This window comes from Pseudomonas sp. GW821-FHT02A08 (assembly GCF_059422045.1).
This window is the reverse complement of record NZ_JBWKWD010000004.1, coordinates 169,819-183,340: the sequence shown is the minus strand read 5'-3', so window position 1 is coordinate 183,340 and position 13,522 is coordinate 169,819. Positions and strand designations below refer to the sequence as shown.

Genomic DNA, 13,522 nt, shown 5'->3' with positions numbered 1-13,522 from the left:
ATCGCCCACGGGAGAAAAATAATGAAGCGGTTATTGATCATCCTTTTTGCCGGCCTGGTGTTGGCCGGCTGTGCCACGTCTGGCCAGGACCCATTGGCCCCCAAGACTGTCAAAAGCGTCAACCTCAAGCGCTACCAGGGCACCTGGTACGAGCTGGCTCGCATGCCGATGTACTTCCAGCGCGACTGCGCGCAGTCCGAAGCCCATTACACGCTCAAGCCTGACGGCAATGTCGCGGTGTTGAACCGCTGCCTGACGGCGCAGTGGCAATGGGAAGAGGTCAAGGGCACGGCTTATCCACAGGTGCCCGGCAAGAACGACAAGCTGTGGGTCGAGTTCGATACCTGGTTCTCCAGGCTGATCCCGGGTACGGCGAAGGGCGAATACTGGGTGCTGTACGTCAGCGATGACTACAAGACCGCCATTGTCGGTGATCCGAGCCGGAAGTATTTGTGGCTGTTGTCGCGCACGCCAACCGTGAACGGTGTGGTGCGCGAAGAGCTGCTGAGCAGGGCGCGCCAGCAGGGTTACGACACCACGCGGCTGATCTGGCGGGCGTCGGAACAGCAGATGGCAGAAACCTCGAACTAACCGTCAGCACATATCCAAATGTGGGAGCGGGCTTGCTCGCGAAGAGGACATCACATTCAACAGAGATGTTGACTGACAGTCCGCCTTCGCGAGCAAGTCGGATCGCCGCACCGCCGCTCCCACATTTTGTTTTGTATCAGCCTAAAAGTTCGCGCAGGACCTGGGTGAAGGCGCGATTGCTTTCTTCTTCATCAGCATGGCGCCCATCACGCACCACCCACTGGCCGTTCACCAACACATCCCGCACCTGACGATCGCCACCGGCAAACAACCAACGATTCAAAATCCCGTCACCATTGGCCGTTGCCAGGTACGGATCGTTGCCGTCGAGCACCAGCCAGTCGGCGCGCTTGCCGACTTCCAGGGCGCCAATCGGCTGACCCAGTGCCTGGGCGCCGCCATCCAGCGCGGCATCAAACAGCGTGCGGCCGACCATCGGCTGCTCCGCGCCATACAAACGATTACGCCGTTGGTCACGCAGTCGCTGGCCGTATTCCAGCCAGCGCAATTCTTCCACCACACTCAATGACACATGGCTGTCGGAACCGATGCCCATGCGGCCGCCCTGGGCGAGAAAGTCCACCGCCGGGAAAATCCCGTCGCCGAGGTTGGCTTCGGTGGTCAGGCACAGGCCGGCGATGGCGCGACTCTTGGCCATCGACGTGACTTCTTCCGGGTTGGCGTGGGTCGCGTGGACCAGGCACCAGCGTTGATCGACGTCGACGTTTTCGTACAGCCATTGCAGCGGACGACGACCACTCCAGGTCAGGCAGTCGTCGACTTCTTTCTGCTGCTCGGCGATGTGGATGTGCACCGGGCACTGCTTGTCGCTGGCTGCCAGCACTTCGCTGATCTGCTGCGGCGTGACCGCGCGCAACGAGTGGAAGCACAGACCCAGGGCTTGCGCCGGTTGCTGCGCCAGCACCGGTTGCAGGCGCGATTGCAGCTTGAGGTAGTTTTCGGTGCTGTTGATGAAGCGGCGCTGACCTTCGTTGGGGGTCTGGCCGCCGAAACCGGAGTGGCTGTAGAGCACCGGCAACAGGGTCAGGCCGATACCGGCGGAACCTGCGGCCTGGCTGATACGCAGGGCCAGTTCGGCCGGATCTGCATAAGGCTGGCCACTGATGTCATGGTGTACGTAATGAAATTCCGCGACCGATGTGTAACCGGCCTTGAGCATTTCGATGTACAGCTGACGGGCGATGACGCCGAGTTGCTCCGGGCTGATTTTTCCGACGAGGCGATACATCAGGTCGCGCCAGGTCCAGAAACTGTCGTTCGGATTGCCCGCCACTTCCGCCAGCCCGGCCATGGCCCGCTGGAAGGCGTGGGAGTGCAGGTTCGGCATGCCAGGCAGCAGCGGACCGCTTAACCGCTCGGCGCCATCTGCATGAGAATCGGCCTGGATATGGGTCAATACGCCATCGGCGCTGACCTCAAGACGTACATTGTTGGCCCATCCACTAGGCAGCAGCGCGCGTTCGGCAAAGAAGGCGGACATGGTTCAGCACCCCATCGTGTGTTATTTGTATATACATATACAGACGTTTGCCTGCCCGGTAAACTCCGGCAAGCTAGCGACATCAACTAAACGACCAAGGATTAACCGTGCCGACTCCGCCTCCAGTCTCTCCGTTGGCCGCGAACATGGGCGACAGTCCGGCGCCCTTGTACGCCCGCGTCAAACAAATGATCACCCAGCAAATCGACAGTGGAAACTGGCCGCCGCACTACCGCGTTCCGTCGGAAAGCGAGCTGGTCAGCCAGTTGGGCTTCAGCCGCATGACCATCAACCGCGCGCTGCGCGAGATGACCGCCGATGGCCTGCTGGTGCGCATGCAGGGCGTCGGCACCTTCGTCGCCGAGCCGAAAAGCCAGTCCGCGCTGTTTGAAGTGCACAACATCGCCGACGAAATCGCTTCTCGTGGTCATCGCCACACCTGCAAGGTCATCACCCTTGAAGAAGAGGCCGCCGGTTCCGAGCGCGCCCTGGCCCTGGACATGCGCGAAGGGCAGAAGGTGTTCCACTCGCTGATCGTGCATTTCGAGAATGATATTCCGGTGCAAATCGAAGACCGCTTCGTCAACGCGCTGGTGGCGCCGGATTACCTCAAGCAAGACTTCACCCTGCAAACGCCCTACGCCTACCTGAACCAGGTCGCGCCGCTGACCGAAGGCGAGCACGTGGTCGAGGCGATCCTGGCCGAGCCGTCCGAATGCAAATTGCTACAGATTGAAAAAGGCGAGCCGTGCCTGCTGATCCGTCGCCGCACCTGGTCCGGCCGCCAGCCGGTAACCGCCGCTCGCTTGATCCACCCCGGTTCCCGTCATCGTCTGGAAGGTCGGTTCCATAAATAGAGAGCCATAAATGAATGAGTTGAAGGTTTTACGCGCCAAAGACTACCCGCGCATGCCGTGGAAAAACGGCGGCGGCAGCACTGAAGAAATTACCCGCGATGCCGGCACCGGCCTGGATGGCTTTGGCTGGCGCCTGTCGATTGCCGACATCGGCGAATCGGGTGGTTTTTCCACCTTCGCCGGTTACGAGCGAGTGATCACCGTTTTGCAGGGCGATGGTATGAGCCTGACGGTGGATGGCCAGGTTACGCGGCCACTGTTACCGCTGGACCCGTTTGCCTTCAGCGGTGAAAGCAAGGTTTCCTGCACATTGCTCGGCGGTCCGATTCGCGATTTCAATCTGATTTACGCACCGCAGCGTTACGCTGCGCGATTGCAGTGGTTGAGCGGCGAGCAGCGGTTCTTCAGCTCGGCGGGCACGGTGTTGGTGTTCAGCATCAGCGATGCGCTGGAAGTGGTGGTCGGTAACAGCACTTCGAAGCTCGGTCGCCATGACTGTCTGCAACTCGACGGTAACACTGGCCTGCTGGACATCTCCGTCAATGGCGCCTGCTGCGTGATCGAACTGACAGCGCACTGATCTCCTGTAGGAGCGAGCTTGCTCGCGAAAAACACATAGGCGCCGCAGGGCATCTGGTTTTACGCGTTATCGTTCACGACCATCGCGAGCAAGCTCGCTCCTACAGGGGTTGGGTTTGCTCGCGATGTCGTTTCCCCTCCCAAATTACGTTTCCCACAGCGCACCACGTTGTTACCGAACGCCCCAGCGTGGCGCAAAACCACGCTCAAGTAACAAAACCCCCTCGACACAAAAATCCTCCGGAAAATATTTAATCTTCGCCAGAACCCTTGTTCCAGGCGCTCTCCAGCCGTTTCAGAATTTTTCTTGAATGCTCATCCAACAAGTTGGCCGCTTGATTGCATATGCTTGTATGTACAAGTAAAGACGTATGCGTATGAGTCACGAGGACTCAACCATCGTCCACTGATTCGCCGGTGTGCACTGATGCCCATTGGCTTGCTCGCCCAGTGCCTGGGTTGGTTTGGATTGATTGCTGAGGAGTCTTTTTCGTGACTGACATTAAACCTACTAAGTTTCGTGACGTTGAAATCCGTGCCGCACGCGGTAACAAGCTGACCGCCAAGAGCTGGCTGACCGAAGCGCCGCTGCGCATGCTGATGAACAACCTCGACCCGGAAGTCGCCGAGAACCCTAAGGAACTGGTGGTTTACGGTGGTATCGGTCGCGCTGCACGTAACTGGGAATGCTACGACAAGATCGTCGAAAGCCTGACCAACCTGAACGACGACGAGACCCTGCTGGTGCAATCCGGCAAGCCGGTCGGCGTGTTCAAGACCCACAGCAATGCACCGCGCGTATTGATCGCCAACTCCAACCTGGTTCCACACTGGGCGAACTGGGAGCATTTCAACGAACTGGACGCCAAAGGCCTGGCCATGTACGGCCAGATGACCGCCGGCAGCTGGATCTACATCGGCAGCCAGGGCATCGTCCAGGGCACCTACGAAACCTTCGTCGAAGCCGGTCGCCAACACTACAACGATGACCTCAAGGGCAAGTGGGTACTGACCGCTGGCCTGGGCGGCATGGGTGGCGCCCAGCCTCTGGCTGCAACCCTGGCCGGCGCTTGCTCGCTGAACATCGAGTGCCAGCAGGTCAGCATCGATTTCCGTCTGAAAAGCCGCTACGTCGATGAGCAGGCTACCGACCTCGACGACGCTCTGGCCCGCATCGCCAAATACACCAAAGAAGGCAAGGCGATTTCCATCGCGCTGCTGGGCAACGCGGCTGAAATCCTGCCGGAACTGGTCAAGCGTGGCGTGCGCCCGGACATGGTCACCGACCAGACCAGCGCCCACGACCCGCTCAACGGCTACCTGCCGGCCGGCTGGACCTGGGACGAATACCGCGCTCGCGCCAAGACCGAACCAGCCGCTGTGGTGAAGGCCGCCAAGCAATCGATGGCCGTGCACGTCAAAGCGATGCTCGAGTTCCAGAAAATGGGCGTACCGACTTTCGACTACGGCAACAACATCCGTCAGATGGCGCAAGAAGAAGGCGTGGAAAACGCATTCGACTTCCCGGGCTTCGTACCGGCCTACATCCGTCCACTGTTCTGCCGTGGCATCGGCCCGTTCCGTTGGGCTGCACTGTCGGGCAACGCTGAAGACATCTACAAGACCGACGCCAAGGTCAAGGAACTGATCCCGGACGACGCCCACCTGCACAACTGGCTGGACATGGCCCGCGAGCGCATCAGCTTCCAGGGTCTGCCGGCACGTATCTGCTGGGTTGGCCTGGGCCTGCGCGCCAAGCTGGGCCTGGCGTTCAACGAAATGGTACGCAGCGGCGAGTTGTCCGCGCCAATCGTGATCGGCCGCGACCACCTGGACTCCGGTTCGGTATCGAGCCCGAACCGCGAAACCGAATCGATGCAGGACGGTTCCGACGCCGTTTCCGACTGGCCACTGCTCAACGCCTTGCTCAACACCGCGAGCGGCGCGACCTGGGTGTCCCTGCACCACGGCGGCGGCGTCGGCATGGGCTTCTCCCAGCACTCGGGCATGGTGATTGTCTGCGACGGTACTGACGAAGCGGCCGAGCGTATTGCTCGCGTGCTGCACAACGACCCGGCCACCGGCGTCATGCGTCACGCCGATGCCGGTTACCAGATCGCCATCGACTGCGCCAAGGAACAAGGGCTGAACCTGCCGATGATTACCGGTAAATAAGCCATGTAGCAGCTGCCGCAGGCGGCGTTAAGGGCCGAAGGACCTTCGTTCCGCTTTGGAATGCCGGGGTCGCTTCGCAACCCGACGCAGCCTTCGGCAGCTGCTACAGGAACTGCAAAGATTCAAACCAACCCAGAATAACAATCCATAGAGGTTGAACCATGGCTGTCACTGACGAACGTGCAGGCAATAAACCGTTGATCGAGAAACGCTCGATCGACTACATCCCGGAAGCGGAAAGACACGGTCGTCTGTTTAGCCAGTTCACCCTGTGGATGGGGGCCAACCTGCAAATCACCGCGATTGTCACCGGGGCGCTCGCCGTGGTGCTGGGCGGTGATGTGTTCTGGTCATTGATCGGTCTTTTGATCGGTCAATTACTGGGTGGTGGCGTGATGGCGCTGCATGCGGCTCAAGGCCCCAAGCTCGGCCTGCCGCAGATGATTTCCAGCCGGGTACAGTTCGGCGTGTACGGCGCGGCCATCCCGATCGTATTGGTCTGCTTGATGTACCTGGGCTTCACCGCAACGGGAACCGTGTTATCCGGCCAGGCGCTGGGCCAGTTGTTTGGGGTCAGCGACACCGTCGGTATCCTCCTTTTCGCCAGTGTCATCGTGCTGGTCACGGTGCTCGGTTATCGGGTGATCCATTGGATTGGCCGTGTTGCCAGTGTCGTTGGCGTGATTGCCTTTATTTATCTGTTCAGCCGTCTGATGAGCCAGGTTGACGTTGGCGCTCTGTTGCAGATCCGCCACTTCAGCTGGAGCAGTTTCTTGCTCGCGGTGTCGCTCGCGGCGTCCTGGCAGATCGCCTTCGGCCCTTATGTGGCTGACTATTCTCGCTACTTGCCGAGCAACATTTCCTCGGTGAAAACTTTTTTTGCCGCAGGCGCAGGTTCGGTCATTGGCGCACAGGTGGCGATGGTCCTCGGCGTATTCGCTGCCGCTTCGGCCAACGGGCAATTCGCCGGCCACGAAGTGGCGTACATCGTGGGTCTGGGCGGAACCGGTGCCACCGCTGCGCTGCTGTACTTCAGCATCGCGTTCGGCAAGGTCACCATTTCCACACTGAACTCCTACGGCAGCTTCATGTGCATCGCGACCATCATCAGCGGTTTCCGTGGTGACCTGAAAGTCACGCGCTTGCAGCGCCTGGTCTTCGTGCTGGTCATCGTCGGTGCTGCGACCCTGATGGCGTTGCTCGGCCAGCACTCGTTCCTCGGTGCGTTCAAGTCCTTCATCCTGTTCTTGCTGGCGTTCTTCACGCCATGGAGTGCGATCAACCTGGTGGACTACTACTGCATCACTCGCGAGCGCTATGACGTGCCGGCGCTGGGCGATCCGAACGGTCGCTACGGTCGTTGGAACCTTCTCGGTATCAGCGTCTATGTGTTCGGTGTGCTGGTGCAGCTGCCGTTCATCTCCACCAAGTTCTATACCGGTCCGCTGGTGGCGGCCCTGGGTGATGTGGATATTTCCTGGATCATCGGTCTGGTGATTCCCGCAGCCCTGTATTACCTGTGTGCGAAAAAATGGCACGGCACAGTGCCTGATCGTTTGATCCTGCCGGTCGAGCAGGACGCGATCATCGAACAAAAGCTGAATGTCGGTCGCGCTGCGGCGCAGGCCTGATTGGACGTGGACAGGGCTGGATGCCTCTTGACTGCCGTAAGCCAATTCATGATTAGGAGCGTCACAACAATGAAATCGAACAAGACCCTGCTGACCACATTGCTTTCCATGGGCCTGCTGGCCAGCGCTGGCGCCACTCAGGCGGCGGGTTGGTGCGAGTCGGGCAAACCGGTGAAATTCGCCGGTTTGAACTGGGAAAGCGCCATGCTGCTGACCGACGTGATGCAAGTCGTGTTGGAGAAAGGCTACGACTGCAAGACCGACAGCCTGCCGGGCAACTCCATCACCATGGAAAACGCCCTGGGCAGCAACGATATTCAAGTGTTTGCCGAAGAATGGGTTGGCCGTAGCGAAGTCTGGAACAAGGCCGAGAAGGCCGGCAAGGTCGTCGGTGTCGGCGCGCCGGTTGTTGGCGCGATCGAAGGCTGGTACGTGCCACGCTACGTGATCGAAGGCGACGCCAAGCGCAAGCTGGAAGCCAAGGCTCCGGATCTGAAAAACATTGCCGACCTGGGCAAATACTCGGCGATTTTCAAGGACGCCGAAGAGCCATCCAAGGGGCGTTTCTACAACTGCCCGGCCGGCTGGACCTGTGAGCTGGACAACAGCGAAATGCTGAAAAGCTACGGTCTGGAAAGCACCTACACCAACTTCCGCCCAGGCACCGGCCCGGCGCTGGATGCCGCCGTGCTGTCGAGCTACAAGCGTGGCGAGCCGATCCTGTTCTACTACTGGTCGCCAACCCCGCTGATGGGCCAGGTCGACGTGGTGAAACTCGAAGAGAAACCAGGCGTGAACAAGACTGTGACCATCAAGGTCGGCCTGTCCAAGACCTTCCACGACGAAGCCCCGGAACTGGTGGCCGTGCTGGAAAAGGTCAACGTGCCGATCGACCTGCTGAACCAGAACCTTGGGCGCATGACCAAAGAGCGGATCGAGTCGCCAAAACTGGCCAAGATCTTCTTGAAGGAACATCCTGAAGTCTGGCACGCATGGGTGAGCGAAGACGCAGCCAAAAAGATCGACGCGGCCTTGTAGGTTGAGCTTCTCCGACTGCCGACAACGGCAGTCGGATGCTTGATCGCAACCCCTTGATTGAGAGTCTCTTATGTTTCCCGAAAGCTTTACCTTTTCCATCGCCGACTGGGTCAACGGTTGGGTCGATTCGCTGGTCACCAACTACGGCGACGTGTTCCGGCACATCTCCGATACGCTGTTGTGGGCCATCGTCAATCTTGAAAGCCTGCTGCGTGCAGCGCCCTGGTGGCTGATGCTGGCGATCGTGGCGGGCGTGGCCTGGCACGCGACCCGTAAAGTCGTGACCACGTCAGTAATCGTCGGCCTGCTGTTCCTGGTGGGTGCGGTCGGCCTCTGGGACAAGCTGATGCAGACCCTGGCGCTGATGATGGTGGCGACGATCATTTCGGTGTTGATCGGCATTCCGCTGGGCATTCTCTCGGCGCGCAGCAACCGCCTGCGTTCGATACTGATGCCGTTGCTGGACATCATGCAGACCATGCCGAGCTTCGTGTACCTGATCCCGGTACTGATGCTGTTTGGCCTGGGCAAGGTCCCGGCGATTTTCGCCACGGTGATCTACGCCGCGCCACCGCTGATCCGCCTGACCGATCTGGGCATTCGCCAGGTCGACGGCGAAGTGATGGAAGCGATCAACGCCTTCGGTGCCAACCGCTGGCAGCAACTGTTCGGCGTGCAACTGCCGCTGGCCCTGCCGAGCATCATGGCGGGCATCAACCAGACCACCATGATGGCCCTGTCGATGGTAGTGATCGCCTCGATGATCGGTGCCCGTGGCTTGGGTGAAGACGTGCTGGTGGGGATTCAGACCCTCAACGTCGGACGTGGCCTTGAAGCCGGTCTGGCGATCGTGATTCTGGCTGTGGTGATCGACCGCATTACACAGGCGTACGGTCGCGCACGGCATGAGGTGAGCAAATGAACAACGCAACCGTGAGCAAGATCGAAGTCAAGAACGTCTTCAAGATTTTCGGCAACCGTGCCAAGGACGCGCTGGCCATGGTCGGCCAGGGCAAGACCAAGGACCAGGTGCTGGCCGAAACCGGCTGCGTGGTCGGCGTGAACGACCTGTCTCTGAGCATCGGCAGCGGCGAGATCTTCGTGATCATGGGCCTGTCGGGTTCCGGCAAGTCGACCCTGGTACGCCACTTCAACCGCTTGATCGACCCGACCAGCGGCGCGATCCTGGTGGATGGCGTGGACATCCTGCAATACGACATGGAAGCCCTGCGCGAATTTCGTCGGCGCAAGATCAGCATGGTGTTCCAAAGCTTCGGCCTGCTACCGCACAAGAGCGTGCTGGACAACGTCGCCTACGGCCTGAAAATCCGTGGCGAAAGCAAAGCCATGTGCGCCGAGCGCGCGTTGCACTGGATCAACACCGTGGGCCTCAAGGGCTACGAAAACAAATACCCGCACCAGCTCTCCGGCGGCATGCGTCAGCGTGTGGGCCTGGCCCGCGCCTTGGCGGCGGACACCGACATCATCCTGATGGACGAAGCGTTCAGTGCCCTCGACCCGCTGATCCGCGCGGAGATGCAGGACCAGTTGCTGGAGCTGCAAAAGACCCTGCACAAGACCATCGTCTTCATCACCCACGACCTCGACGAGGCCGTGCGCATCGGCAACCGCATCGCGATCCTCAAGGACGGCCGCCTGATCCAGGTCGGCACGCCGAGAGAGATCCTGCATTCGCCGGCGGATGAGTATGTCGACCGCTTTGTGCAGCGTCGGGCGGCGGTGGTCTGAGAAAGTTGTGGTAGCCGGGCCGGCCCCTTCGCGGGCAAGCCCACTCCCACAAGGATCGGTGTCGAACACCAGTTTTGATTACACCAGCAACCACTGTGGGAGCGGGCTTGCCCGCGAAGGCGTCAGTGAAGCTGTATCAATATTCAGGTTGTACGCAGAGGTTGAAGATGTCCCAGGCTGAAAAAATCGTTATCGCCGATGCCCCGGTGCGTTGGCAGGATGTGGTGGCCGTAGCCCGTCATGGCGCACAGCTTGAGCTGTCGGCGCCGGTCTGGGCGCGCATCGAAAACGCGCAGGCCATCGTCCAGCGCATCGTCACCAGCGGCGAACGTGCCTACGGCATCAACACCGGTCTGGGTGCGCTGTGCAACGTCTCGCTGCAGGACGAACAACTCAGCCAGCTGTCGCGCAACACCTTGCTCAGCCACGCCTGTGGCGTTGGCGCGCCACTGACCAATGAGCAGACCCGCTCGATCATGTGCGCCGCCGTCGTCAACTACAGCCATGGCAAATCCGGCCTGCACCGTCAGGTCGTCGAAGCACTGCTGGCGCTGCTCAACCGTGGCATCACTCCGCAAGTGCCGTCCCAGGGTTCCGTGGGCTACCTGACCCACATGGCACACATCGGTATCGCGCTGCTGGGTGTCGGCAATGTCAGCTATCGCGGCCAGATCGTTTCCGCGCAGCAAGCGCTGACCGAAGAAGGCCTGCAACCGGTCAAGCTCGGTGCCAAGGATGGTTTGTGCCTGGTCAACGGTACGCCATGCATGACCGGCCTGAGCTGCCTGGCGATTGCCGATGCCACGCGCCTGCTGGAATGGGCCGACGTGATCGGTGCGATGAGCTTTGAAGCCCAGCGTGGGCAGATCGACGCGTTCGATGCCGAGATCATCGCGCTCAAGCCGCACCCGGGCATGCAACAGGTCGGGATCAACCTGCGGGCCTTGCTCGACGGCAGTGAAGTGATCGCCCAGAGCAAAGGCATTCGTACCCAGGATGCCCTGAGCATTCGTTCGATCCCGCAGGTTCACGGCGCCGCGCGCGATCAACTGGTACACGCGACCAAACAGATTGAAACCGAACTAAACGGCGCCACCGACAACCCGCTGGTGCTGGGCACTGCGGACAATTATCGCGTGGTGTCCCAGGCCAACCCCCACGGCCAGTCCGTGGCGATGGCGGCGGACCTGCTGGCGATTGCCATGGCGGAAATCGGATCCATCGCCGAGCGCCGTCTGGACCGCTTGATCAACCCGCACGTCAGCGGCTTGCCGGCCTTCCTGGTGGCCAACCCGGGAGTGAACTCCGGGATGATGATCGTGCAATACGTCGCCGCTTCGCTGTGCGCGGAGAACCGTCAACTGGCGCAACCGGCGGTGCTGGACAACTACGTGACGTCGGGCCTGCAGGAAGATCACCTGAGCCTGGGTACCAACGCCGCGCTGAAGTTGCATCGCGCGCTGGAAAACTGCACGCAGATCCTCGCCATCGAGTATTTGCTGGCAGCCCAGGCGTTTGAATTCTTGAAAGAGCAACGCTTCGGCGCGGGCACCGATGCCGCTTGGCGTCTGCTGCGCGAGCACGTTGCCCCCTACGACCAGGATCGCTGGTTGGCACCGGACATCGCCGCTGCTGCCGCGGTATTGAAAGACCCGATTTTGCTGCACAACGCTTTTCCCGAACTGAACTGATTTCCATAACACCAGCGTGCCAAGGCGCGGCTCCCCAAAAGGCAGACGCGACGGACAACGGACATCTCCGGAGCGTCTGGTGAGTTAATAACAACTCTCAAAAGGAGCACAAAATGACTGCGCTAAACCTGATTCCCGGCCAACTGACTCTCGCCCAACTGCGTGACGTCTACCAGCAGCCGGTGAAACTGACCCTCGACCACAGCGCCTCGGCCCAGATCGAAGCCAGCGTGGCCTGCGTGGAACAGATCCTCGCCGAGAACCGCACCGCCTACGGCATCAACACCGGTTTCGGCCTGCTGGCCTCGACCCGCATCGCCAGCGAAGACCTGGAAAACCTGCAGCGCTCGTTGGTGCTGTCCCACGCCGCCGGTGTTGGCCAGCCGATCAGCGATGAGCTGGTGCGCCTGATCATGGTGCTCAAGGTCAACAGCCTGAGCCGTGGTTTCTCTGGCATCCGCCGTGTGGTAATCGACGCGCTGATCGCCCTGATCAACGCCGAGGTTTACCCGCATATTCCATTGAAAGGTTCGGTCGGTGCTTCCGGTGACCTGGCGCCGCTGGCCCACATGTCGCTGGTGCTGCTGGGCGAAGGCAAGGCGCGCTATAAAGGCGAGTGGATGGAAGCCACCGAAGCGCTGAAAGTCGCCGGTCTGACCCCGCTGACCCTGGCCGCGAAAGAAGGCCTGGCGCTGCTCAACGGCACTCAAGTGTCCACCGCTTTTGCCCTGCGTGGCCTGTTCGAAGGTGAAGACCTGTTCGCCGGTGCCTTGGCGCTGGGCGGCCTGACCGTCGAAGCGGTCCTGGGCTCGCGTTCGCCGTTCGACGCCCGCATCCACGCTGCCCGTGGCCAGAAAGGCCAGATCGATGCCGCCGCCGCTTACCGCGATCTGCTGGGCGAGCGCAGCGAAGTCTCCGACTCCCACGAAAACTGCGAGAAGGTACAAGACCCGTACTCCCTGCGCTGCCAGCCGCAAGTCATGGGCGCCTGTCTGACCCAGTTCCGTCAGGCCGCCGAAGTGCTGGCCATCGAAGCCAATGCCGTATCGGACAACCCGCTGGTGTTCGCCGCTGAAGGTGACGTGATCTCCGGTGGCAACTTCCACGCCGAGCCGGTGGCCATGGCCGCTGACAACATGGCCTTGGCCATCGCTGAAATCGGTTCCCTGAGCGAACGCCGTATCTCGCTGATGATGGACAAGCACATGTCGCAACTGCCGCCGTTCCTGGTGGCCAATGGCGGCGTGAACTCCGGCTTCATGATCGCCCAGGTGACTGCGGCGGCACTGGCCAGCGAGAACAAGGCGTTGTCCCATCCGCATTCGGTGGACAGCCTGCCGACTTCCGCCAACCAGGAAGACCACGTTTCCATGGCGCCGGCGGCTGGCAAGCGTTTGTGGGAAATGGCCGAGAACACCCGCGGGATTCTCGCGGTGGAATGGCTGGCGGCCGTTCAGGGTCTGGACCTGCGCAATGGTCTGAAGACCTCGCCGAAACTGGAAAAGGCCCGTGCCATCCTGCGTAACGAAGTGCCTTTCTATGAGAAAGACCGCTTTTTCGCGCCGGACATCAATGCGGCGACTGAATTGTTGGCCTCGCGCTGCCTGAACGAGCTGGTGACGGTGAAGTTGCTGCCTAGCCTGTAAGGGCCCCTTCGCGAGCAAGCCCGCTCCCACATGGATCGCGTTGAACCTGTAGGAGCTGGCTTGC

11 protein-coding genes are annotated in these 13,522 nt (G+C 60.7%); 10 read left to right on the top strand and 1 reads right to left on the bottom strand.

Annotated elements, in window-relative coordinates:
• Positions 1 to 21 precede the first annotated feature (21 nt).
• Positions 22 to 591, top strand: a complete 570-nt coding sequence (locus tag AC07W4_RS05040) for a lipocalin family protein (RefSeq protein WP_495031719.1) — start codon at positions 22 to 24, stop codon at positions 589 to 591.
• A gap of 136 nt (positions 592 to 727) precedes the next feature.
• Here the strand turns inward: AC07W4_RS05040 and AC07W4_RS05035 are convergent, their stop codons facing one another.
• Positions 728 to 2,092, bottom strand: a complete 1,365-nt coding sequence (locus AC07W4_RS05035; RefSeq protein ID WP_495031718.1) for a formimidoylglutamate deiminase — start codon at positions 2,090 to 2,092, stop codon at positions 728 to 730.
• 146 nt (positions 2,093 to 2,238) lie between these two features.
• Here AC07W4_RS05035 and hutC point away from each other — a divergent pair, with 146 nt between their 5' ends.
• From hutC to hutH (AC07W4_RS04990), 9 genes are all read left to right on the top strand, one after another.
• Positions 2,239 to 2,949: a histidine utilization transcriptional repressor HutC gene (gene hutC / locus AC07W4_RS05030; protein ID WP_162135916.1), complete on the top strand. Its 711-nt coding sequence runs from the start codon at positions 2,239 to 2,241 to the stop codon at positions 2,947 to 2,949.
• 10 nt (positions 2,950 to 2,959) lie between these two features.
• Positions 2,960 to 3,529, top strand: coding sequence for a HutD/Ves family protein (locus AC07W4_RS05025; RefSeq protein ID WP_495031717.1), 570 nt, complete (start codon positions 2,960 to 2,962; stop codon positions 3,527 to 3,529).
• Positions 3,530 to 4,020: 491 nt separating this feature from the next.
• On the top strand, positions 4,021 to 5,703 hold the full coding sequence (gene hutU, locus AC07W4_RS05020; protein WP_008047783.1) for a urocanate hydratase: 1,683 nt from the start codon (positions 4,021 to 4,023) through the stop codon (positions 5,701 to 5,703).
• A 161-nt stretch (positions 5,704 to 5,864) separates the two neighbouring features.
• Positions 5,865 to 7,334: a purine-cytosine permease family protein gene (locus AC07W4_RS05015; protein WP_495031716.1), complete on the top strand. Its 1,470-nt coding sequence runs from the start codon at positions 5,865 to 5,867 to the stop codon at positions 7,332 to 7,334.
• Positions 7,335 to 7,403: 69 nt separating this feature from the next.
• The gene (locus AC07W4_RS05010) at positions 7,404 to 8,372 is read left to right on the top strand and encodes an ABC transporter substrate-binding protein (protein ID WP_008047787.1); all 969 of its coding nucleotides are present in this window, start codon (positions 7,404 to 7,406) and stop codon (positions 8,370 to 8,372) included.
• Between the two features lie 70 nt (positions 8,373 to 8,442).
• Complete coding sequence (locus AC07W4_RS05005; protein WP_008047789.1) at positions 8,443 to 9,294, top strand: ABC transporter permease; 852 nt, start codon at positions 8,443 to 8,445, stop codon at positions 9,292 to 9,294.
• The gene (locus AC07W4_RS05000) at positions 9,291 to 10,121 is read left to right on the top strand and encodes a quaternary amine ABC transporter ATP-binding protein (protein ID WP_007975542.1); all 831 of its coding nucleotides are present in this window, start codon (positions 9,291 to 9,293) and stop codon (positions 10,119 to 10,121) included. Before AC07W4_RS05005 ends, AC07W4_RS05000 begins: the two co-directional genes overlap by 4 nt.
• A gap of 167 nt (positions 10,122 to 10,288) precedes the next feature.
• Entirely contained in the window at positions 10,289 to 11,812 is a 1,524-nt protein-coding gene (gene hutH, locus AC07W4_RS04995) for a histidine ammonia-lyase (protein WP_495031715.1), read from the top strand.
• A 113-nt stretch (positions 11,813 to 11,925) separates the two neighbouring features.
• Complete coding sequence (gene hutH / locus AC07W4_RS04990) at positions 11,926 to 13,458, top strand: histidine ammonia-lyase (protein ID WP_495031714.1); 1,533 nt, start codon at positions 11,926 to 11,928, stop codon at positions 13,456 to 13,458.
• The last annotated feature ends 64 nt before the right edge of the window (positions 13,459 to 13,522 follow it).